This window comes from Streptomyces sp. NBC_00096, assembly GCF_045041305.1.
GTDB lineage: Bacteria > Actinomycetota > Actinomycetes > Streptomycetales > Streptomycetaceae > Streptomyces.
Map to the genome: position 1 here is coordinate 3,320,419 of NZ_CP108221.1, position 22,726 is coordinate 3,343,144.

Genomic DNA, 22,726 nt, shown 5'->3' on the forward strand with positions numbered 1-22,726 from the left:
CCGCCCGTCAGTTACGCGGAAAGGGCGGCGCGGCCCTTGCCACGACGGTTCGCGAGGATCGCGCGACCGGCACGGGTACGCATCCGCAGGCGGAAGCCGTGGGTCTTGGCACGACGGCGGTTGTTCGGCTGGAAGGTGCGCTTGCTCACTCGGGGGCTCCAGAGAATAAATCGTTGTGGCGGGACATCGCCTGGCTGTCACCGTGCGCCCACGAGGAGAAAACTCGCGTGTTCGCCCGAGTGGCACCGCAAAACGATCACAATCAGTGATCTTCGCCCATCGGTAGGCAGGCGGCAGCAGCCATCGACAACTCGACCTCGTTACGGTACGCGCGGCTACGCCATCCGGTCAAACCGAGCCGACGGTGCCCCACACTGTGCACAGGCTGTGGACAACGACTTGAACCGTACCCGTCGGCCTGACTACCGTTGCCTGACCCCGGATTTTTTGTCCCGACCGTCCCAAAGAACCACACATTCGTGGGACCCCCTCTGAGAGAGCGTGCCCTGTGGCTGACGTACCTGCCGATCTTGCCGCAGTGTGGCCAAGGGTGCTGGAAAAGCTCCTCGGGGAGGGACAGAACAGCGTCGAGCCAAAGAACAAGCAGTGGGTCGAACAGTGTCAGCCCCTGGCCCTCGTGGCCGACACCGCTCTGCTCGCCGTCCCCAACGAGTACGGCAAGCGCGTCCTCGAGGACCGGCTCGCCCCGCTCATCAGCGACGCCCTCAGCGTCGAGTGCGGGCGCCCCATCCGGATCGCCATCACCGTCGACGACTCCGCCGGCAAGCCCTCGCCGCCGGCCCCGTCCACGCCCTCCTCCCGCGATACCCGCGATACCCGTGACTCGCGCGATGCACGCGACTCCCGTGACTCGCGCGATACCCGCGACTCCTACGAGCCGTACGGCGGCCAGCGCCCCGGAGGTCACACCGGACCCGGCGGCCACACCGGCCACACCGGCCCCGCAGACGACCAGCTCCCCACGGCCCGCCCCGCCTACCCGGACTACCAGCAGCCGCGCTCCGAGCCCGGCGCCTGGCCCCGCGGCGGTCAGCAGGACGACTACGGCTGGCAGCAGCCCCGCCTCGGCGGCTTCCCCGAGCGCGACCCGTACGCCTCCCCGCAGCCCGGCTACCTCCAGCAGTCCGAGTCCTCCTCCTACGACCAGGGCTCCTACGAACAGCAGAAGTACGAGCAGCAGGGTTACGAGGGCCAGCAGCAGCGCCAGTCCGGCCGGTACGAGCCGCAGCAGTACGAGCAGCCCGCTCCGCGCCCGGCGCCCAGCCGCCCCGCGCCGTCGGCCCCGTCCGGCGGCTCCACCTCGGGCCCGCTGGAGCCGACCGCCCGGCTGAACCCCAAGTACCTCTTCGACACCTTCGTGATCGGCGCCTCCAACCGCTTCGCGCACGCCGCCGCGGTGGCCGTCGCCGAGGCGCCGGCGAAGGCGTACAACCCCCTCTTCATCTACGGGGAGTCGGGCCTCGGCAAGACGCACCTGCTGCACGCCATCGGGCACTACGCGCGGAGCCTCTACCCCGGCACCCGGGTGCGGTACGTGAGCTCCGAGGAGTTCACCAACGAGTTCATCAACTCCATCCGCGACGGCAAGGGCGACGCGTTCCGCAAGCGCTACCGCGAGATGGACATCCTGCTCGTCGACGACATCCAGTTCCTGGCGAGCAAGGAGTCGACGCAGGAGGAGTTCTTCCACACCTTCAATACGCTCCACAACGCCAACAAGCAGATCGTGCTCTCCTCCGACCGGCCGCCCAAGCAGCTCGTCACCCTGGAGGACCGGCTCCGCAACCGCTTCGAGTGGGGCCTGATCACCGACGTCCAGCCGCCCGAGCTGGAGACCCGCATCGCGATCCTGCGCAAGAAAGCGGTCCAGGAGCAGCTCAACGCCCCGCCGGAGGTGCTGGAGTTCATCGCCTCCCGCATCTCGCGCAACATCCGCGAGCTGGAGGGGGCGCTGATCCGGGTCACGGCCTTCGCGAGCCTGAACCGGCAGCCGGTGGACCTGGGCCTGACCGAGGACGTGCTGAAGAACCTGATCCCCGGCGGGGAGGACAGCGCGCCCGAGATCACGGCGACGGACATCATGGCCGCCACCGCCGACTACTTCGGGCTCACCGTGGACGACCTGTGCGGCTCCTCGCGCAGCCGCGTGCTGGTCACCGCCCGGCAGATCGCCATGTACCTGTGCCGGGAGCTCACGGACCTGTCCCTGCCCAAGATCGGGGCGCAGTTCGGCGGCCGCGACCACACCACCGTCATGCACGCGGACCGCAAGATCCGCGCTCTGATGGCGGAACGCCGCTCCATCTACAACCAGGTAACGGAGCTCACCAACCGCATCAAGAACGGCTGACGCCGACGCCGTGCACGGGCCGTACGGGCGTCGCCGAGGCCTCTCCAAACGCTCTGTGAGGGCGCTCCCGGGTCACTTCGGGGGCGCCCTTCTTCATGTGCGCGCCCCCGACCTGTTCGAATACGCCCCCAATGGAGCAAGTCATCCACAGATTGGGCGACTTTCTGCCGTCCACACCCTGGGGACGGACTCCTCCACCCACAAAACTGTCCACAGGCCCCGTGCGTGAGGCACCATCAGAGCTGGTCAGCCCCCTGTGGAATTGTGCGCAACCGCTATCCACAGGCTGTGGACAGAAATTTCATCCACAGCTCCGTCCACCGCGTTGTCCACCGGCGGTCCACAGCTTCCCGCGTCCTGTGCACAGGATCAGACGACTTCCCCACACCGTTGTCCACTGTTCGGCAACCGGGAGGCCTCCATCACCGCCCCGAGTGAAAGGCGTCACACCGAAGTGGACGTTTGGGTTGTGGAGTACTCGGGGAAACCTGGGGACACACCTGTGGAGTAGTCGGGGTCATCTGGGGATGGCCTGTGCAGAAGTTTTCGTTCTCCACAGAGACACCTGGTTGTCCACCGGTGTCACCCACAGGGTGTGGGGATAAAAAACGCGGCCTGACCTGCGAGAACGGGCTTATCCACCGTTTCCACAGGCCCTACTACTACCCCCATAGAGAGTTAGCCCGGTTTCGGTTTTCAAGCAGGTCCTGTGCACAACTCGGTGGATCGCCCTCCCCGACACCTCGCTCCCGACTTGACCGCCGACAGCAACGACTGTCGGCGCCGTACGTCAGACTGGTCCCCGGCATCGGTCGAGGCATCGACGAGCCGACGACGAAGGCCGGCAAGACGAGCGAGCAACAGCAGGAGGCGGTTTCCGGTGAAGATCCGGGTGGAGCGCGACGTACTCGCGGAGGCGGTGGCCTGGGCTGCCCGTAGCCTCCCGGCCCGGCCGCCGGTGCCCGTTCTCGCGGGCCTGCTGCTGAAGGCCGAGGAGGGCAAGCTGTCCCTCTCCGGCTTCGACTACGAGGTCTCGGCCCGCGTCTCGGTCGAGGCCGACGTCGAGGAGGACGGCACCGTCCTGGTCTCCGGCCGGCTGCTCGCCGACATCTGCCGCGCCCTTCCCAACCGCCCGGTGGAGATTTCCACAGACGGTGTACGGGCGACCGTGGTCTGCGGCTCCTCCCGGTTCACACTCCACACCCTGCCTGTGGAGGAATACCCGGCACTGCCGACGATGCCCACCGCGACCGGCACCGTGCCCGGCGAGGTCTTCGCCTCCGCCGCCGCCCAGGTCGCCATCGCCGCCGGCCGCGACGACACGCTGCCCGTGCTGACCGGTGTCCGCATCGAGATCGAGGGCGACAAGGTCACCCTGGCCTCCACCGACCGCTACCGCTTCGCGGTCCGCGAGTTCCTGTGGAAGCCCGAGGACCCGGAGGCCTCGGCCGTGGCCCTGGTGCCCGCCAAGACGCTCCTGGACACCGCCAAGTCGCTCACCAGCGGCGACACGGTCACCATCGCGCTGTCGGGCTCCGGCCAGGGCGAGGGCCTCATCGGCTTCGAGGGCGCCGGCCGCCGCACCACCACCCGCCTCCTCGAGGGCGACCTGCCGAAGTACCGCACGCTCTTCCCGACCGAGTTCAACTCCGTCGCCGTGATCGAGACCGCCCCGTTCGTCGAGGCCGTCAAGCGCGTGGCCCTCGTCGCCGAGCGCAACACGCCGGTCCGCCTCAGCTTCGAGCAGGGCGTGCTGATCCTGGAGGCCGGTTCCTCCGACGATGCACAGGCTGTGGAGCGCGTCGACGCGAAGCTGGAGGGCGACGACATCTCGATCGCCTTCAACCCGACCTTCCTGCTGGACGGCCTGAGCGCGATCGACTCGCCGGCCGCGCAGCTGAGCTTCACCACGTCGACCAAGCCGGCGCTGCTCAGCGGCCGTCCGGCGGTCGACGCCGAGGCCGACGAGGCGTACAAGTACCTGATCATGCCGGTCCGCCTCTCCGGCTGACGCCGGCCACAGGACGAGGGCACGCCGTCGGGCCCGGTCCCGCTTCCCGCGGGGCCGGGCCCGACGCCGTCCCCGGAGTGCCCGTGCGCCCCTCGCCACGGCCCGGCGTAGGCTCGGCACGGGGGGATGGTCCCCGGGCACCGGGGAACCCCGGCACAGACGGCCACAACGCTTAAGGAACCACCTGATGGAGCTTGGTCTCGTCGGTCTCGGCAAGATGGGCGGCAACATGCGCGAGCGCATCCGCCGCGCCGGCCACACCGTCATCGGATACGACCGCAACCCGGATCTCGCCGATGTCCACAGCCTGTCGGAACTTGTGGACAGCCTCCAGGCGCCCCGCGTGGTGTGGGTGATGGTCCCGGCGGGCGCCGCGACCCAGTCCACCGTCGACGAGCTCGCCGGCCTGCTCTCGCCCGGCGACATCGTCGTCGACGGCGGCAACTCCCGCTGGACCGACGACGAGAAGCACGGCGCCGAGCTGGCCGCCAAGGGCATCGGCTTCGTGGACTGCGGCGTCTCGGGCGGCGTCTGGGGCCTGGAGAACGGCTACGCGCTGATGTACGGCGGCGACAAGGAACACGTCGCGGCCGTCCAGCCGGTGTTCGACGCGCTCAAGCCCGAGGGCGAGTTCGGCGCCGTGCACGCAGGCAAGATCGGCGCCGGTCACTTCGCGAAGATGGTCCACAACGGCATCGAGTACGCCATGATGCAGGCCTACGCCGAGGGCTGGGAGCTCCTGGAGAAGGTCGACTCGGTCACCGACGTCCGCGAGGTGTTCCGGTCCTGGCAGGAGGGCACGGTCATCCGTTCCTGGCTGCTGGACCTGGCCGTGAACGCGCTGGACGAGGACGAGCACCTCCAGCAGCTGCGCGGCTTCGCGCAGGACTCCGGCGAGGGCCGCTGGACGGTGGAGGCCGCGATCGACAACGCGGTGCCGCTGCCCGCGATCACCGCCTCGCTCTTCGCGCGCTTCGCGTCCCGGCAGGACGACTCCCCGCAGATGAAGATGATCGCCGCCCTGCGCAACCAGTTCGGCGGCCACGCGGTCGAGAAGAAGTAATCCACAACCGCTCCCCGGTTTCCACAGCCGGCGGAGCAGAGCAGCAGGAAGCCGGGGGAGGTCGGCGCCGTATGCACGTTTCGCATCTCTCGTTGGCCGACTTCCGCTCGTACGCCCGGGCCGAGGTTCCCCTCGACCCGGGCGTCACCGCTTTCGTGGGCCCCAACGGCCAGGGCAAGACCAATCTGGTCGAGGCGATCGGCTATCTCGCGACCCTCGGCAGCCACCGGGTCTCCGCGGACGCCCCGCTGGTCCGGATGGGCGCCGAGCGCGCCGTCATCCGGGCCGCCGTCACCCAGGGCGAGCGGCAGCAGCTGGTGGAACTGGAGCTGAACCCGGGGCGTGCGAACCGGGCCCGGATCAACCGGTCCTCGCAGGTCAGGCCCCGGGACGTACTGGGCATCGTCCGGACGGTGCTCTTCGCGCCGGAGGACCTGGCCCTGGTCAAGGGCGACCCGGGGGAGCGGCGCCGCTTCCTCGACGAGCTCGTGACGGCCCGCTCGCCGCGCATGGCCGCGGTGCGCTCCGACTACGAGCGGGTGCTGAAGCAGCGCAACACCCTGCTGAAGTCGGCGGCGATGGCCCGGCGCCACGGCGGCCGCTCGATGGACCTGTCCACGCTCGACGTGTGGGACCAGCACCTCGCGCGCACGGGTGCGGAGCTGCTGGCGCAGCGCCTCGACCTGATCGCGACGCTGCTGCCGCTGGCGGACAAGGCGTACGAGCAGCTCGCGCCCGGCGGCGGACCGCTGGGCCTGGCCTACAAGTCCTCCGCCGGCGAGCAGGTGGACAGCGGCGAGGCCCGTACCCGGGAGGCGCTGTACGAGGTGGTCCTGGCCTCGCTGGCGGACGTGCGCAAGCAGGAGATCGAGCGCGGGGTGACCCTGGTCGGCCCGCACCGCGACGACGTGCTGCTGCGGCTGGGGGAGTTGCCGGCGAAGGGGTACGCGAGCCACGGGGAGTCCTGGTCGTACGCGCTGGCGCTGCGGCTGGCCTCCTACGAGCTGCTGCGCTCGGAGGGCAGCGAGCCGGTGCTGATCCTCGACGACGTGTTCGCGGAGCTGGACGCGCGGCGCCGGGAGCGGCTGGCGGAGCTGGTGGCGGCGGGCGAGCAGGTGTTGGTGACGGCAGCGGTGGACGACGACGTTCCGGGGGTGCTGGCCGGGACGCGGTTCGCGGTGTCCGGCGGGGAGGTGACCCGGTTGTGAGCGGGGAGGACCAGGAGCAGCCGCGCAAGACGCCCGAGCCCTCGGGCGTGGACCTGGCGCGCCAGGCGCTGGCGGCGGCGCGCGAGCAGGCGCGGGCCCGGGGCAACGCGGCCCAGGGCAAGAAGCGCCAGCAGCACCCGGGCCTGCGGTCGGGCGCCCGTGCGGACGGCCGGGACCCGATGCCGCTGATGGCGGCGCTGGACCGGCTGCGCACGGAGCGCGGCTGGGAGATGCCGATGGCGGTGGCGGGCGTGATGGAGCGCTGGCCGGAGATCGTCGGCCAGGACATCGCGGCGCACTGCGTGCCGGACCGCTACGAGGACCGCGAGCTGGTGGTGCGCTGTGATTCCTCGGCGTGGGCGGCGCAGCTGAAGCTGCTGGCCCCGCAGCTGGTGGCCCGGCTCAACGCGGACCTGGGCCAGGGCACGGTCCGGCTGATCAAGGTGCACGGGCCCGGTGGCGGGCCGAAGCGGTACGGTCCCTGGCGCGCTCCGGGGAGCACCGGCCCGGGCGACACCTACGGGTGAGCCCGCCGGTCTGACGCCTTGTGCCGGGCGCGCGGTGCCCGGGCGGGTCGGACCGCCGGCGCTCCGCGCCCGTACGCCCGTACGCCCCCCGCGCGGCTGCGCGCGCCCGCCCGCCCGTACGGATCCCCCCGCGAGCGGGTCCGTACGCGAGCCCGTGCCGGCGTCCGTACGGGTGACGCGGGACCCGGTGCGCACCCGGTGCGGGTGCCCGCGCGGGTGGTGTCCCTCACGGTAGCGGGAGGTTGACAGCCCGAAGCGCTCAATGCCCGTGTGAGCCTCTTTGAGCCCCTGCCTGGATATGGGGAGTCGGAGAGAGGAGTTTCCGGGCGGCACATGCGGACTCAGGTACCGGCAAACGCCCATTCATGGGGTCGATACCGGTAGACTGAACGAGAATCCCGCGCACGCGCGGGATCCAGTCGAGTAAAGCTGACCACCGCTGACAACGCAGATCGACGCAGCCGCTCCCGCTTGCATGCCTGCCGGCCCGGAGTACGGCCTGTGCTGTGCCAGAAAGGGCGCTTCGTGGCCGATTCCGGCAACCCCAACGACAACCAGTCCACAGTCGGCCAGAACGGCGAGGTCACGTCCTCGTACGACGCCAGTGCCATCCAGGTCCTCGAGGGCCTGGACGCGGTCCGCAAGCGGCCCGGCATGTACATCGGCTCGACCGGTGAGCGCGGGCTCCACCACCTCGTGTACGAGGTGGTCGACAACTCGGTCGACGAGGCCCTGGCCGGGCACGCGGACACCATCGACGTGACGATCCTCGCCGACGGCGGCGTGCGCGTGGTCGACAACGGCCGCGGTATCCCGGTCGGCATCGTGCCGTCCGAGGGGAAGCCGGCCGTCGAGGTCGTGCTGACGGTCCTGCACGCGGGCGGCAAGTTCGGCGGCGGCGGCTACGCCGTCTCCGGCGGTCTGCACGGCGTCGGCGTCTCCGTCGTGAACGCCCTGTCGACCAGGGTCGCGGTGGAGGTCAAGACCGACGGCCACCGCTGGACCCAGGACTACAAGCTCGGTGTCCCGACGGCGGCCCTCGCCAAGAACGAGGAGACGTCCGAGACGGGCACCTCGGTCACCTTCTGGGCCGACGGCGACATCTTCGAGACGACCGAGTACTCCTTCGAGACGCTCTCGCGCCGCTTCCAGGAGATGGCCTTCCTCAACAAGGGCCTGACCCTGACGCTCACGGACGAGCGCGAGTCGGCGAAGGCCACGATGGGCGCGGACACCGCCGAGGAGACCGACGACCAGCAGGCGCGCTCGGTCAAGTACTACTACGAGGGCGGCATCGTCGACTTCGTGAAGTACCTGAACGCGCGCAAGGGCGAGCTGATCCACCCGACCGTCATCGACGTCGAGGCCGAGGACAAGGAGCGCATGCTCTCGGTCGAGATCGCGATGCAGTGGAACTCGCAGTACACCGAGGGCGTGTACTCCTTCGCGAACACGATCCACACGCACGAGGGCGGCACCCACGAAGAGGGCTTCCGCGCGGCGATGACCGGTCTGGTCAACCGCTACGCGCGGGAGAAGAAGTTCCTGCGCGAGAAGGACGACAACCTTGCGGGCGAGGACATCCGCGAGGGTCTGACGGCGATCATCTCGGTGAAGCTGGGCGAGCCGCAGTTCGAGGGCCAGACCAAGACCAAGCTGGGCAACACGGAGGCCAAGACCTTCGTGCAGAAGGTCGTGCACGAGCACCTCAACGACTGGTTCGACCGGAATCCGAACGAGGCCGCGGACATCATCCGCAAGTCGATCCAGGCGGCCACGGCGCGCGTCGCGGCCCGCAAGGCCCGTGACCTGACGCGTCGCAAGGGCCTGCTGGAGAGCGCCTCGCTGCCGGGCAAGCTCTCGGACTGCCAGTCCAACGACCCGACCAAGTGCGAGATCTTCATCGTCGAGGGCGACTCGGCCGGCGGCTCCGCCAAGTCCGGCCGCAACCCGATGTACCAGGCCATCCTGCCCATCCGCGGCAAGATCCTGAACGTCGAGAAGGCGCGCATCGACAAGATCCTCCAGAACACCGAGGTCCAGGCACTGATCAGCGCCTTCGGTACCGGTGTCCACGAGGACTTCGACATCGAGAAGCTCCGCTATCACAAGATCATCCTGATGGCGGACGCCGACGTCGACGGCCAGCACATCAACACCCTGCTGCTGACCTTCCTGTTCCGCTTCATGCGGCCGCTGGTCGAAGCCGGTCACGTCTACCTCTCGCGCCCCCCGCTCTACAAGATCAAGTGGGGCCGCGACGACTTCGAGTACGCGTACTCCGACCGCGAGCGCGACGCGCTCGTGGAGCTCGGCAAGCAGAACGGCAAGCGGATCAGGGAAGACTCCATCCAGCGCTTCAAGGGTCTGGGCGAGATGAACGCCGAGGAACTGCGCATCACCACCATGGACGTCGACCACCGCGTGCTCGGCCAGGTCACCCTGGACGACGCCGCACAGGCCGACGACCTGTTCTCGGTGCTGATGGGCGAGGACGTCGAAGCCCGACGCTCCTTCATCCAGCGCAACGCCAAGGACGTTCGGTTCCTCGACATCTGAGTCGGCTCAGCTGACCGCCTGAAAGGACTTCTGACCAGCAATGGCCGACGAAACCACGCCCACTGCCGAGAACACCGAGGAAGAGCAGCCCGTCGTCCGCATCGAGCCCGTGGGGCTCGAGACGGAGATGCAGCGCTCCTACCTCGACTACGCGATGTCCGTCATCGTCTCCCGCGCGCTGCCCGACGTACGGGACGGCCTCAAGCCGGTCCACCGCCGTGTGCTGTACGCGATGTACGACGGTGGCTACCGGCCCGAGAAGGGCTTCTACAAGTGCGCCCGCGTCGTCGGCGACGTCATGGGCACGTACCACCCGCACGGTGACTCCTCGATCTACGACGCCCTGGTCCGCCTGGCCCAGCCGTGGTCGCTGCGCATGCCGCTGGTGGACTCCAACGGCAACTTCGGCTCCCCGGGCAACGACCCGGCGGCCGCGATGCGGTACACCGAGTGCAAGCTCATGCCGCTGGCCATGGAGATGCTCCGGGACATCGACGAGGAGACCGTCGACTTCACGGACAACTACGACGGCCGCAACCAGGAGCCGACGGTCCTGCCGGCGCGCTTCCCGAACCTGCTGATCAACGGCTCCGCCGGCATCGCGGTCGGCATGGCCACCAACATCCCGCCGCACAACCTGCGCGAGGTCGCGGCCGGCGCCCAGTGGGCGCTGGAGCACCCGGAGGCCTCGCACGAGGAGCTCCAGGACGCGCTCATCGAGCGGATCAAGGGTCCGGACTTCCCGTCGGGCGCCCTGGTCGTGGGCCGCAAGGGCATCGAGGAGGCGTACCGGACCGGTCGCGGCTCCATCACGATGCGCGCGGTGGTGGAGGTCGAGGAGATCCAGAACCGCCAGTGCCTGGTGGTCACGGAGCTCCCGTACCAGACCAACCCCGACAACCTGGCGCAGAAGATCGCCGACCTGGTGAAGGACGGCAAGGTCGGCGGCATCGCCGACGTCCGCGACGAGACCTCGTCCCGGACCGGCCAGCGCCTGGTGATCGTCCTCAAGCGCGACGCCGTCGCCAAGGTCGTGCTGAACAACCTGTACAAGCACACCGACCTGCAGACGAACTTCGGCGCGAACATGCTGGCGCTGGTGGACGGCGTGCCGCGCACGCTGTCGATCGACGCGTTCATCCGCCACTGGGTGACGCACCAGATCGAGGTCATCGTCCGGCGCACGAAGTTCCGCCTGCGCAAGGCGGAGGAGCGCGCCCACATCCTGCGCGGTCTGCTCAAGGCGCTGGACGCGATCGACGAGGTCATCGCGCTGATCCGGCGCAGCAACACGGTCGAGATCGCCCGCGAGGGCCTGATGGGCCTGCTGTCGATCGACGAGATCCAGGCGAACGCGATCCTGGAGATGCAGCTGCGCCGCCTCGCGGCCCTGGAGCGGCAGAAGATCGTCGCCGAGCACGACGAGCTCCAGGCCAAGATCAACGAGTACAACGCGATCCTGGCCTCCGAGGAGCGCCAGCGGCAGATCGTGAGCGAGGAACTGGCGGCCATCGTCGAGAAGTTCGGCGACGACCGGCGCTCCAAGCTGGTTCCCTTCGACGGCGACATGTCCATGGAGGACCTGATCGCCGAAGAGGACATCGTCGTCACGATCACCCACGGCGGCTACGTCAAGCGGACCAAGACCGAGGACTACCGCTCGCAGAAGCGCGGCGGCAAGGGCGTGCGCGGCACGAAGCTGAAGCAGGACGACCTGGTCGACCACTTCTTCGTGTCCACCACGCACCACTGGCTGCTGTTCTTCACGAACAAGGGCCGGGTCTACCGCTCCAAGGCGTACGAGCTCCCGGACGCCGGCCGTGACGCGCGCGGGCAGCACGTGGCGAACCTGCTGGCCTTCCAGCCGGACGAGAAGATCGCCCAGATCCTCGCGATCCGCGACTACGAGGCGGCGCCCTACCTGATCCTGGCCACCAAGGGCGGCCTGGTGAAGAAGACGGCGCTCAAGGACTACGACTCGCCCCGTTCGGGTGGCGTCATCGCGATCAACCTCCGGGAAACCGAGGACGGCAGCGACGACGAGCTGATCGGCGCCGAGCTGGTGTCCGCCGAGGACGACCTGCTGCTCATCAGCAAGAAGGCGCAGTCGATCCGCTTCACGGCGACCGATGACGCGCTGCGCCCGATGGGCCGCGCCACCTCGGGCGTGAAGGGCATGAGTTTCCGCGGAGGGGACGAACTGCTGTCCATGAGCGTGGTCCGGCCCGGTACCTTCGTCTTCACCGCGACCGACGGCGGCTACGCCAAGCGGACGCCGGTGGACGAGTACCGAGTCCAGGGCCGTGGTGGTCTGGGCATCAAGGCCGCCAAGATCGTGGAGGACCGCGGTTCGCTCGTAGGGGCGCTCGTGGTGGACGAAACGGACGAGATTCTCGCCATCACGCTCAGCGGTGGTGTGATTCGTACGCGAGTCAACGAAGTACGGGAGACCGGCCGTGACACCATGGGCGTCCAGCTGATCAACCTGGGCAAGCGGGATGCCGTCGTCGGCATCGCCCGCAACGCGGAGGCCGGTCAGGATGCTGACGAGGTCGACGACAGCGAGAACGACAGCGAGAACGAGATCGGGACCGACGCGGCGGTCGAAGGACAGGCCGCCGAGGCCGCCGGGGGCACGGAGCCCTCGGCTGGGGAGCACGAGGAGTAAGCGTGAGCGGAGCCACGGGCGCCGGACCGGCCAACACTGGAGCGAACGGTGCCCGTGGCCCCGCCGCGGACTCCCAGGGGGGAACCGTGACGGACACCCGAGGAGCCCAGCCGCCGCAGCCGCACCAGCCGCCGCAGGCCGGCCCTCAGCAGCCCTACCACCCGCCGCAGGCGTACTCGGTGCCCCCGGGCCCCGGGGCGCCGCGGGGGGCCGGGGACCCCGGAGCGCAGCGCAAGCCGCGCACGGGGGCCCGTACGGCGCCCAGGACGCGCAAGGCGCGGCTCAGGGTGGCCAAGGCCGACCCGTGGTCGGTGATGAAGGTCAGCTTCCTGCTGTCGATCGCGCTGGGCGTGTGCACGATCGTGGCGTCGGTGGTGCTGTGGATGGTCATGGACGCCATGGGCATCTTCTCCAGCGTCGGCGGCACGATCAGCGAGGCGACCGGCTCGAACGAGAGCAACGGCTTCGACCTCCAGAGCTTCCTGTCGCTGCCGCGCGTTCTGATCTTCACGTCGGTGATCTCGGTGATCGACGTGGTGCTCATGACGGCGCTGGCGACCCTGGGCGCGTTCATCTACAACCTGTCGGCGGGCTTCGTCGGCGGTGTGGAGCTGACGCTCGCCGAGGACGAGTAGAGCTTCCGGAGACGGGCTGGTGACCTGCGCAGACGGGTCACGGGAACCGATTTTGGAGTCACCGGGTCTGTGCGCTAACCTTCAGAAGTCAGCGCGCAGCGCGGATGGGGCTATAGCTCAGTTGGTTAGAGCGCATCCCTGATAAGGATGAGGCCACAGGTTCAAATCCTGTTAGCCCCACAGTGTCGAAGACCCTCAGGCCCATGGCCTGGGGGTCTTTGTCGTTGGGCCAGTTGGGTTCCGGGCAGGTCACCGATCGGTATCGGTCGGTGTGTATTGTTGGGCGCCAGAAGTCCCCTACGTCAACGAAAGACGAGGTCGCGCGGTGAAGAAGCTGCTCCTGGTCGCACTGGCCGCCATCGGCGGGCTCCTCGTGTACCGCCAGATCCAGGCGGACCGCGCCGAGCAGGACCTGTGGACGGAGGCAACTGACTCCGTGCCTTCCGGTTCTGGTGTGTGAGACCCGAGGTTGATCTCAGAGCCCCGACTGCCGCTGCGGTCGGGGCTTTGTGCTGCTCTGTGACGAAAAGTTGCGGTATGCAAAGTTTTGGCTTGCGCTGGCAAATCCGGGGGAGTGTGTGATGGGGCGGGTACCGCGGAGGGTACGGAGGCCTGTTGCGGCCGCGGCGGTGGCGGCCCTGGGGCTGCTCGTGTCCCTGCCGGGGGCCGCCGGCGCGGCGGGGACCGCGGGGACCCCGCAGCCGCTGCCCTCCTACCGGGGTGCGGACGGTGCGAAGCCGGTCGAGGGGAAGCCCTCCACGGCCGGTGCGCCGCAGCTGGACGCCGGATCGTTCTACAAGGACTCGATCGCGCCGGGGGAGCGCTACTACCGGCTCTACCTCGACGACCGTTCCACCGTGTACGTCTCCGCGGTGCTGCAACCGCCCCGGGACGCCAAGGTCGGCTATAGCGACGGCGTCGAGGTGGAGGTCCTGAACACCGAGAACCGCTACTGCCCGGGCAATCCCGGCCGGGCGGGCTTCGGTTACGACCCCGTCCCGCTGAGCGCCGTGGGGTACCGCCAGCTCCAGGAGGACGCGGGCTGCCAGGAGGCCGGCACCTACTACGTCAAGGTCACCCGCAACGCCGCCAAGGACGCGGACCGGGCCGCCTGGCCCCTCGAACTGCGGGTCCAGCGCGAACCGGGACTCGGCGGCGGCAGCGCTCCCACCACCGCGCCCAGCGTCTGGCCGTCGGCCTCGCCGACCCTGCCGGGCACCGATGCGGCGCCGCGGACCGGCGGGACCGGCTTCAACGACGCGCGGGCCCTGGGCACCGGGGTGTGGAGCGACGACCTGCGGCCCGGCCAGACCCGCTACTACCGGGTGCCGCTCGACTGGGGGCAGCAGCTCGGCCTGGGGGCCGAACTCTCCGCCGCCAGGCCGACGAAGGAGTACGGCTCGGCCGCCTCCGGGCTCACCGTCTCGCTGTACACGCCGTACCGGGCGCTGGCCGCCTCCGAGGACACCTCCTACGACGGGAAGCAGGCGGGCGTCGCCCTGCCGAGGACCCCGCCGGTGGCCTACGAGAACCGCTTCTCCGGCGACCGCAAGGTGGAGCCGGTCCGGGTGGCCGGCTGGTACTACGTAGCGGTGACCATGGCGAAGAAGGTCGGGGAGTTCACCGAGGACGCGGTGCCCGTGCCGCTGACCCTGCGCGTGGAGGTCATCGGCGGGGCCGGCAAGGGCCCCGGCTACGCGGAGAGCCCCACGGCCGCCGGATTCGGGGTCGGGGCCGGGGACCGCACCGCCGCGAAGGAGGGGACCACGGCCGTGGAGGCCGCGGACGCCGCCGCGAACCGGTCGGTGATGCGGGTGGTGGCGGGCGCCGGCTTCGGCGGCGGGACGCTGCTGCTGCTCGTGCTGGGCGGCTGGATCCTGCTGGCCCGGCGGCGGGCCGGCTCCTAGGGCCGGTTCCTAGGGCCGGTTCCTAGAGCCTGTCGTCAAAGTGGTCTTGCGTTGTGGATCATGGTGGGGTGATACGTCGCCATGAACTGTCGGACGCTGAGTGGGCACTTGTGCAGCCGTTGCTGCCTCGGCCCGTGTTGGGGCGGCCGCGGCTGGACGACCGGACGATTCTGAACGGGATCGTGTGGAAGTTCCGGACCGGGGTCGCCTGGCGGGACGTGCCCGACCGGTACGGGTCGTGGGCCAGCCTCCACACCCGTTTCCGCAGGTGGGCGGCTGACGGAACCTTCGAGCGGATGCTCCAGGCCGCGCAGGCGCAAGCGGACGCGGCAGGCGACATCGAGTGGCTCGTGTCGGTGGACTCCACCGTTGTCCGTGCCCACCAGCATGCGGCCGGGGCCCGAAAAGGGGGCTCCGCAGCCCGGCCATCGGCAGATCCCGCGGCGGACTGACCAGCAAGATCCATCTGGCCTGCGACGCGACGGGCCGCCCCCTGGCGTTCGTCCTGACCGGCGGGAACACCAACGACTGCACCCAGTTCACCGCCGTGATGGACGCGATACGGGTGCCCCGGATCGGGCCGGGTCGACCGCGCGTCAGGCCCGACCACGTCCTCGGCGACAAGGGCTACAGCTCGAAGGCCATCCGTACTTGGCTGCGGCGCCACGGCGTCACGCACACGATCCCGGAACGGTCCGACCAGGTCCGCAACCGGACCCGGCGAGGCAGCCGCGGAGGCCGGCCGCCAGCCTTCGACAAGCAGGTCTACAAGCGCCGCAACGTGGTGGAACGGTGCTTCAACCGGCTCAAGCAGTGGCGCGGCATCGCGACCAGGTACGACAAGACCGCCCAGTCCTACCAAGCAGCCGTCACCCTCGCATCGCTCCTGATGTGGGCGTGACACTTTGACGACAACCCCTAGGGCCGGTTCCTGGGGTCGGTTCCTGGGGTGGGGCCCTGGAGCTGCGCCCTGGAGCTGGGCCCTAGAGCTGCGTCAGGGCCCAGACCCCGGCGGCGAAGCAGAGCATGGCGGCGAGGAGGATCCCGGCGGTGGCCTTCGCGGACGGCGGCGGGACGGAACCCGTACGGGCCTTCGCGGGCGGCTGTGGCTGCGGCTGCGGATACGGGGCCGTGGGGGCGGTCGGGACCGTCGGAGTGGTGGCGGGGAGGGGCGGCGGGAGGTGGAAGCTGCCCGTCTCCGAGGGCCCGAAGACCCCGGCGGGGGCGGGCGCGGGTGCGGTGACCGGGGCCGGGGTGCCCGCGGGCCGCGTGGGCACGGTGGCCTGGTACGGGCCTCCGGACGGGGCTTCGTACGGGCGTCCGGGCGGGGCTTCGTACGGGCCTGCGGGCGGCGCTTCGTACGGGGCTTCGTACGGTGTTCCCCGCGGGGCTTCCTGCGCGGCCCGGGGGGTGAAACCGGTCGGCACCGGGCCCAGTTGGTCGAACACCTCGACCGGATCCTCGTCCGGGCCGGGCGGCGGCAGCAGCTCCACGGCCCCGGCGAGGGCCTTGCGCGCCCCCGTGGCCGTCTTGAACCTGCTCTGGGGGTCCGGCTGGAGCAACGCGGCCAGGACGTCCCACAGCGGTGCGGGAACGCCCTCAGGGGCGCCGGGGGTGCCGTGGGTGAGGAAACGCTCCACGAGGGCCTGGGAGTCGGGCTTGCGCCCCTGCAGGAGGTAGAGGCCGACCAGTCCGACCGCGAACAGGTCGGCGGTGAAGTCCGGCTCCGAACCGAGGAGTTGTTCGGGCGCGAGATAGCCCGGCGTGCCGACCACGTAGGCGGTCTCGGTCAGCCGGGGCTCGCCCTTGCGCATGGCGATCCCGAAGTCGGACAGCCGCAGGTGCGGCCGCCCGGTTCCAGTGGCCTCCATCAGGATGTTGGCCGGCTTGATGTCGCGGTGGACGACACCCTCCGCATGCACCGCCGCCAGCCCCGACAGGAGCTGGTCGAGCAGCGTGCACACGAACCGGGGCGGCAGGGCCCCGTAGTCCCCGATCACATGGGCGAGTGAACCGCCGGCGACGAGGTCCATGGTGAACAGGACCTTGTCGTCGTCCGCCGCCCAGCTGGCCGGGGCCAGTACGTGCGGGTGATCGATCCGCAGCGCCTGCTCGCGGACGAACCGCAGCAGGGTGTGGGCATCGCTCTGCAGGAGGACCTTCGCTGCGACGTACCGGCGGCGCCGGTGGTCCCAGGCTCGCCATACGGCGCCGGCGCCGCCACGTCCGATCGGATCGATCAGCTCGTACCGGCCGGCGAAGATCTCACCCATTGCTGCGCCCGTCCCCCGTCGTCAGCCGCGTCAGTCGCGTGTCAGTTCTGGTGGGCCTCGTAGTGCGCGACCGCGTCGGACGTGCGGCCCGCTCCGTACACCCGGAGGAACTCTGCCAGTTCCGGGTGGCTGGGGGCGAGGGTGTCCGCCGCGTCGATGATGTCGCCGGCCGCGGAGACCGAGCGCAGCAGCGACTGGATCTCGCGCACGACGCGCTTGACGGTGGGTGCGCCGGAACCGGTGGCGGCCTGGCTGGTGCTGTTGCTGAGGACGGAACCTCCCTGGGTCTTCTTGATCTCGTCCATCCGGTCGGTCGCCTCTGCCGCGCTGACGCTCCCGTCGGCCACCTGGCCGGCCAGATCCTGGAGAGCCTGCACCCGCTGGACCACGGCGGGGTTGCCGATCTTTGCCCGCTGCCCGCTCATCAGCTGGGACAGCATCGGGGCCGACAGCCCGAGGACGGCAGCGAGGCGAGCCTGGTTCAAGCCGAGGTCATCTATGAGCCGGCGGAAGAGCGCGCCGAGGGGCTCCCCGTACCAACTGCGCTGAAGTTCTCTGGCTCTGGCCGTAGCCTCTTGCTGTACTGCGTCCACTCTTACTACTCCCCTTCGCTGGTGCGAACCTCGCGAGCATCTTACGGAGAGTGGTCGCGGGGCGGGAGTCCCTATCATTTTGCGGGATGAGGGGGTACACCCGGTACTCTGTCCTAAGGAACGGTCCTCCCCGCCGGGGGTACAGCCGCGTCCGGATCCGGGGCCTTAGCTCAGTTGGTAGAGCGCTGCCTTTGCAAGGCAGATGTCAGGAGTTCGAATCTCCTAGGCTCCACATTCATAAGACCCCCCTGACCTGCGGAAACGCAGTCAGGGGGGTCTTTTGTCGCGTTCTGGGCCGTGCGTGCTCGTCGCGTTAGCCTCTGGGGTGTAGGTCGGTGTGACGATCATTCAGCAAGGCCAAGGCTGAGGAGACTTCGGATGAGCGTGGAAGCGAAGAGCACCGAGAAGGCCCTGCGGCTGCGGGCGTTGGGCGGGGGCCTGCTCGTTCTGCCCAATGCCTGGGACGCGGGGAGCGCGGCGGTGATCGAGGCGGCCGGGGCGTCGGCGATCGCCACCACCAGCGGGGGCGTGGCCTGGTCCATCGGGCGCGGGGACGGGCAGCACGCGACGAGGGCGGAGATGCTGGAGGCGGCCGCGCGCATCGTGGCGGCCGTGGACGTGCCGGTCACCGTGGACATCGAGGGCGGCTACGAGGACGTCGCGGCCACCGTGCGCGAGGTCGTGGCGCTGGGGGCCGTCGGCATCAACCTGGAGGACTCGAAGGCGGGCGACGGCACGCTCCACACGGCGTCGGAGCAGGCTGAGCGGATCCGCGCCGCCCGTGCCGCGGCGGCCGGGGCCGGGCTGCCGGAGCTGGTGATCAACGCCCGTACGGATGTCTTCCTGTTCGGGATCGGCGAGGAATCGGGCCGGCTGTCCGACGTGCTCGCACGGGTCGAGGCCTACGCTGCCGCGGGCGCCGACGGGATCTTCGTGCCGGGTCTGCTGGACCTGGAAGCCCTGGGTGAGATCGCCCGGGGCCCGCTGCCGGTCAACGCGATGGCGGGCCCGGGCGGTCCGTCCGTCGCCGAGCTGGCGAAGGCCGGGGTGCGCCGGGTCAGCGTCGGGACCGGGGTGGCGCAGGCGGCGTACACGGCTGCCCGTGCCGTGGCCGTCGAGGTGCTGGAGCAGGGCACCTACGAGGCGCTCGGCGGCTCGGTGCTGGACTACGGCACCCTCAACGGTCTCTTCGTGAAGTAGGGGCAGGCCGGGTCTCCCGGCCCCGCCAACGTCCCCGCCTGTCCCCGTCCGCGTCCGTCCGCGTCCGATGCGTCCGATGTTTCACGTGAAACATCGGACGCATCGGACGTTACGGGCGGCGGCCGGTCCGCAGCAGGACCGCGGTGACCGCGAGCGCCGTGATCAGCAGGCCCGCTCCGATCCCGAAGGCCAGGTGGTAGCCGGAGGTCAGGGACTCGGCGTGACCGTGCCCCGTGCCGAGCAGGGAGTCGGTTCGGGAGGCCGCCAGGGTGGAGAGGACGGCGACCCCGAGGGCCGCGCCGATCTGCTGGGTGGTGTTGAACAGGCCCGAGGCGAGTCCCGCGTCCCGCTCGTCGGAGCCGGACATGCCGAGCGCGGTGAGGGCGGGCAGGGCCAGGCCGAAGCCGGCGGCCAGCAGCATCACGGGGAGCAGGTCGGTGACGTAGTCGGCCCGGACCGGGAGCCGGGTCAGCAGGCCCAGGGCCGCCACGAGCAGGGCGAGTCCGGCCAGGAGTACGCGCCGTTCGCCGAAGCGGGCGTTGAGCGGGGCCGAGGCGAAGAGCGAGACCGCGCCGATGACCACGGCCGCCGGGAGCATCGCCAGGCCCGTGGCGGAGGCTCCGTAGCCGAGCACGTTCTGGAGGTAGAGGGCGACCAGGATCTGGAAGGAGAACAGCGCGGCGACCATCAGCATCTGGACCAGGTTCGCGCCGGTCACGGTGGGGGAGCGGAAGATCCGCAGCGGGACCAGCGGGGTGCGGGCCTTGGCCTGGCGGACGGCGAAGCCGGCGAGGAGGGCCAGCGAGAGCGCCACGAACCCGAGGGTGTGCGCGGAGGACCAGCCGTAGCGCTCGGCCTCGACCACGGAGGAGATGCCGAGCATCAGACCGGCGGTGACCAGGACGGCGCCGAGCACGTCGGCTCCGGCACGCAGGCCCAGTCCCCGGTCGGCGGGGAGCGCCGGGAGGGCCAGCGCGAGGGCTGCGAGGCCTATGGGCAGGTTGATGAAGAAGATCCAGTGCCAGTCGAGGGCGTCGGTCAGGACCCCGCCGAGCACCTGCCCCAGTGAGGCCCCGGCCGCTCCGGTGAAGGAGAAGACGGCGATGGCCTTGGCGCGCTGCCGGGGTTCGGTGAACAGCGTGACCAGGATGCCCAGGCTGACGGCGGAGGCCATGGCACTGCCGAGGCCCTGCAGGAAGCGGGCGGCGATCAGCAGCTCGGGGGAGCCGGCGAACCCGGCGAGCAGCGAGGCTCCTGTGAAGACCCCGGTCCCGGCCAGGAACATCCGCTTGCGGCCGATGAGGTCGCCGAGCCGGCCCGTGAGGAGCAGCAGGCTGCCGAAGGCGATCAGGTAGGCGTTGACGACCCAGCTGAGTCCGGCGGGGGTGAACCCCAGGTCGTCCTGGATGGCGGGCATCGCGACGGTGACGATGCTGCCGTCGAGGACGGTCATCAGCATGCCGGTGGACAGCACTCCGAGGGCGGCCCAGCGGGAACGCAGACCGCGCGGTGCGGCCGGGACGCCGCCGGTGGAGGCGGATCCGTGGAGTTCGGTCGCGGCGGCGGGAGCCGAAGCCGGAGTGGGAGCCGAGGCGGGAGCGGGAGTGGGAGCCGGAGCGGGAGCGGAAGCGGCAGGCATCTGTCTCTCCAGTCGGTGGTCGACGGCTGATTTAGTGAGACCGTACCAGATAGTTTTGTTGCAGACGATCTGTTGGGGATCGAATTGCTAGACTGGCGGCATGACTGCCATGGCGCCCGCCCAGACCGAGCCGGACCTCTCCTTCCTCCTGGACCACACCAGCCACGTCCTGCGCACCCGGATGGCAGCGGCCCTCGACGAGATCGGGCTCACGGCCCGGATGCACTGCGTCCTCGTGCACGCGCTGGGCGAGGAGCGGACCCAGATCCAGCTCGCCGAGATCGGGGGCATGGACAAGACGACGATGGTCGTCACCGTCGACGCCCTGGAGAAGGCCGGACTGGCCGAGCGGCGCCCGTCCGGCACGGACCGCCGGGCCCGCGTCATCGCCGTCACCGAGCGGGGCGCGGCCCTCGCCGAGAAGAGCAGCGCGATCGTCGACCGGGTGCACGCCGACGCCCTGGCCTCCCTCACGGACACGGACCGCCAGGCCCTGCTGCGTGGACTGAACCTGCTGGTCGAGGGGGATCTGAAGGCCCCCTCGGAGAGCCCGCGCCCGGCTCGCCGCGCCCGCCAGTAAGCAGTCCGGTGTCCCCCGGATGGCCCAGTCACAGGGCCGTGCGGCGCCTTCTGGCAGAGAGTGGGGAAAGGCACTCTGCCCAGGGGGGCAAACCACGCCGGAGGCGTACACATGGGACTCTTCGACTTCATGAAGTCCGACAAGAAGAAGGAACGCGAGGCGGCCGAAAAGGCGAAGGAGCAGGTGGAGCAGCAGGCCGCTGCTGCGCCGGCGGCCCCTGCGGGCCAGCCCTCCGACGCCGGGATCCGGTACACCGACTCCGCGGCGGCCACCAAGGCGGCTGCCGAGCGCATGGCGGCAGCGGCGCCCCCGAAGGCCATGCCGCCCAAGGCGGCCCCCGCCCCCGCGCCCGCCGCGCGGCCCGCCCCGCACACCCCCACCCCGGCTTCCGCCGCGCACAAGGCGGTGCCCGCGGCGCCGAAGCCCGCGCCCAAGGTGCAGCGCACGTACACCGTCCGCCCCGGCGACTCGCTCTCCGCGATCGCCAGCCGGGAGCTCGGCAACGAAGGCCGCTGGCGTGAGCTGTACGCCATGAACAAGGGCGTCATCGGCTCCAACCCCGACATGATCCACCCGGGGATGAAGCTCACGCTCCCGGGCTAGGCAGGGAAACGAGGAAGAGGGAGGGGCCCGGATCCGACTCGGATCCGGGCCCCTCCCTCGTGCTCCGCTTCCATCCCCTGCTCAGGGGTTGCTCGCGCTTCGCGTCAGCGGTGCTTGCGCTTCGCGTCCTCCGCGTCGATCCGGTCCTCCACGGCCTCGGCCTCCGCTTCCAGCGCCGAGGAGGGCAGCGAACCCGACGCGGGATCCGTCCCCGCCTCGCGCTCCTTGGCCGCCTGCTCTTCGTCGAAGCCGGCCGGGGACTCCTCGTCGCGCGCCGACAGCTCGGTGGCCGCCGGGGGCTCGACGAGCCAGTCCGGGTTCGACTGCTGGTCCCACCACCTCCATGCCGCGTAGGCACCGCCGGCCAGTACGCCGACCAGCGCGACGCCCTTGAACAGCCGGCCCGTACGGGCCCGCCGCTCCTGGCGCCGTACGAGCTTGTGGACCTCCTTGGCCGACACCTGGCCGCGCAGCGCCGCCAGGGCCGCCGTGGAGCGCGAAGCGGCTTCCTCGGCCACCGGCTGGGCCGCCGCGAGCGCGCTCTCCAGCCGCGGCTGCGTGTAGTCGGCGGCCTGCCGGGCCACCAGGCGGGTCTGCTTCACGGCGTTGGTCGCCGCCCGGTCGACGTTCGGCGGGACGTGGGCGCGCGCCGACTTGATCCGGGGGTGGACGTGGCAGTCGTAGGTCGTACGGGCTTGTCTGGCAGCCTCGCTCGCCGCGTAGGACACCTTGGGTGCGAGCCGTTCATTGGCTTCGTGGGCGTAATGCACCGCGGTGTGCTTGGCGGTTTCCGCGTACGGCGCCACCACTTCCGCTGCGTGCCGAACCGTCTCCCTGGCACTTGTCGCTGCCAGTCGCACGCTTTCCTTGCGGGTCACGGGATCCTCCT

General features: G+C 70.3%; 17 protein-coding genes, 2 tRNA genes and 2 pseudogenes. 16 read left to right on the forward strand and 5 right to left on the reverse strand.

Translation table 11 applies throughout. From position 1 onward, the window contains the following. Window positions 1-11: 11 nt before the first annotated feature. Window positions 12-149, reverse strand: coding sequence for a 50S ribosomal protein L34 (gene rpmH / locus OG904_RS14485; protein WP_008741645.1), 138 nt, complete (start codon window positions 147-149; stop codon window positions 12-14). A gap of 488 nt (window positions 150-637) precedes the next feature. On the opposite strand from rpmH, the gene dnaA reads away from it, so the two are divergent. The 12 genes and pseudogenes from dnaA to OG904_RS14545 all read left to right on the forward strand — a co-directional run bounded on the left by dnaA (window position 638) and on the right by OG904_RS14545 (window position 15,850). Beyond that, on the forward strand, window positions 638-2,371 hold the full coding sequence (gene dnaA / locus OG904_RS14490) for a chromosomal replication initiator protein DnaA (RefSeq protein ID WP_405498011.1): 1,734 nt from the start codon (window positions 638-640) through the stop codon (window positions 2,369-2,371). 880 nt (window positions 2,372-3,251) lie between these two features. Continuing rightward, complete coding sequence (dnaN, locus tag OG904_RS14495; protein WP_243331110.1) at window positions 3,252-4,382, forward strand: DNA polymerase III subunit beta; 1,131 nt, start codon at window positions 3,252-3,254, stop codon at window positions 4,380-4,382. Window positions 4,383-4,539: 157 nt separating this feature from the next. Further along, a pseudogene (gene gnd / locus OG904_RS14500) lies at window positions 4,540-5,445 on the forward strand (phosphogluconate dehydrogenase (NAD(+)-dependent, decarboxylating)); the annotation flags it as partial. 71 nt (window positions 5,446-5,516) lie between these two features. After that, window positions 5,517-6,653: a DNA replication/repair protein RecF gene (gene recF, locus OG904_RS14505; RefSeq protein WP_405490953.1), complete on the forward strand. Its 1,137-nt coding sequence runs from the start codon at window positions 5,517-5,519 to the stop codon at window positions 6,651-6,653. Beyond that, on the forward strand, window positions 6,650-7,180 hold the full coding sequence (locus OG904_RS14510) for a DUF721 domain-containing protein (RefSeq protein WP_405490955.1): 531 nt from the start codon (window positions 6,650-6,652) through the stop codon (window positions 7,178-7,180). The genes recF and OG904_RS14510 overlap by 4 nt, the downstream gene beginning before the upstream one ends. Window positions 7,181-7,681: 501 nt before the next feature. After that, window positions 7,682-9,739, forward strand: coding sequence for a DNA topoisomerase (ATP-hydrolyzing) subunit B (gene gyrB / locus OG904_RS14515; RefSeq protein WP_405490957.1), 2,058 nt, complete (start codon window positions 7,682-7,684; stop codon window positions 9,737-9,739). A 40-nt stretch (window positions 9,740-9,779) separates the two neighbouring features. Continuing rightward, complete coding sequence (gene gyrA, locus OG904_RS14520) at window positions 9,780-12,407, forward strand: DNA gyrase subunit A (RefSeq protein WP_405490959.1); 2,628 nt, start codon at window positions 9,780-9,782, stop codon at window positions 12,405-12,407. Window positions 12,408-12,493: 86 nt separating this feature from the next. Continuing rightward, window positions 12,494-13,042, forward strand: coding sequence for a DUF3566 domain-containing protein (locus OG904_RS14525; RefSeq protein WP_405490960.1), 549 nt, complete (start codon window positions 12,494-12,496; stop codon window positions 13,040-13,042). A gap of 106 nt (window positions 13,043-13,148) precedes the next feature. Beyond that, window positions 13,149-13,222, forward strand: a tRNA-Ile gene (locus OG904_RS14530). Window positions 13,223-13,367: 145 nt separating this feature from the next. Next, window positions 13,368-13,502: a DLW-39 family protein gene (locus OG904_RS14535; RefSeq protein WP_208809277.1), complete on the forward strand. Its 135-nt coding sequence runs from the start codon at window positions 13,368-13,370 to the stop codon at window positions 13,500-13,502. Window positions 13,503-13,623: 121 nt separating this feature from the next. After that, the gene (locus OG904_RS14540) at window positions 13,624-14,949 is read left to right on the forward strand and encodes a hypothetical protein (RefSeq protein ID WP_405490962.1); all 1,326 of its coding nucleotides are present in this window, start codon (window positions 13,624-13,626) and stop codon (window positions 14,947-14,949) included. 71 nt (window positions 14,950-15,020) lie between these two features. Further along, window positions 15,021-15,850: pseudogene (locus OG904_RS14545) on the forward strand (IS5 family transposase). An 82-nt stretch (window positions 15,851-15,932) separates the two neighbouring features. On the opposite strand, the gene OG904_RS14550 reads toward OG904_RS14545, so the two are convergent. Together OG904_RS14550 and OG904_RS14555 are read right to left on the reverse strand one after the other, a co-directional pair. Further along, window positions 15,933-17,222, reverse strand: a complete 1,290-nt coding sequence (locus tag OG904_RS14550) for a serine/threonine-protein kinase (RefSeq protein ID WP_405490964.1) — start codon at window positions 17,220-17,222, stop codon at window positions 15,933-15,935. Window positions 17,223-17,263: 41 nt separating this feature from the next. Beyond that, window positions 17,264-17,815, reverse strand: a complete 552-nt coding sequence (locus OG904_RS14555) for a DNA-binding protein (protein WP_328299751.1) — start codon at window positions 17,813-17,815, stop codon at window positions 17,264-17,266. 159 nt (window positions 17,816-17,974) lie between these two features. On the opposite strand from OG904_RS14555, the gene OG904_RS14560 reads away from it, so the two are divergent. Together OG904_RS14560 and OG904_RS14565 are read left to right on the forward strand one after the other, a co-directional pair. Next, window positions 17,975-18,047 (forward strand) — tRNA-Ala (locus OG904_RS14560). A 146-nt stretch (window positions 18,048-18,193) separates the two neighbouring features. Further along, window positions 18,194-19,015: an isocitrate lyase/phosphoenolpyruvate mutase family protein gene (locus tag OG904_RS14565; protein ID WP_405490966.1), complete on the forward strand. Its 822-nt coding sequence runs from the start codon at window positions 18,194-18,196 to the stop codon at window positions 19,013-19,015. A gap of 109 nt (window positions 19,016-19,124) precedes the next feature. Here the strand turns inward: OG904_RS14565 and OG904_RS14570 are convergent, their stop codons facing one another. Further along, window positions 19,125-20,654, reverse strand: a complete 1,530-nt coding sequence (locus OG904_RS14570; protein ID WP_405490968.1) for an MFS transporter — start codon at window positions 20,652-20,654, stop codon at window positions 19,125-19,127. A 100-nt stretch (window positions 20,655-20,754) separates the two neighbouring features. Here OG904_RS14570 and OG904_RS14575 point away from each other — a divergent pair, with 100 nt between their 5' ends. Together OG904_RS14575 and OG904_RS14580 are read left to right on the forward strand one after the other, a co-directional pair. Beyond that, window positions 20,755-21,234: a MarR family winged helix-turn-helix transcriptional regulator gene (locus OG904_RS14575; protein WP_405490970.1), complete on the forward strand. Its 480-nt coding sequence runs from the start codon at window positions 20,755-20,757 to the stop codon at window positions 21,232-21,234. 111 nt (window positions 21,235-21,345) lie between these two features. Then, window positions 21,346-21,837 carry a LysM peptidoglycan-binding domain-containing protein gene (locus tag OG904_RS14580; RefSeq protein ID WP_405490972.1) on the forward strand — a complete coding sequence of 164 codons (492 nt, stop codon included), beginning with the start codon at window positions 21,346-21,348 and terminating at the stop codon, window positions 21,835-21,837. A 104-nt stretch (window positions 21,838-21,941) separates the two neighbouring features. Here OG904_RS14580 and OG904_RS14585 read toward each other — a convergent pair whose 3' ends face one another. Continuing rightward, window positions 21,942-22,715 (reverse strand): DUF5324 family protein, encoded by a 774-nt coding sequence (locus OG904_RS14585; RefSeq protein ID WP_405490974.1) that lies wholly within the window; start codon window positions 22,713-22,715, stop codon window positions 21,942-21,944. Between the last annotated feature and the right edge of the window lie 11 nt (window positions 22,716-22,726).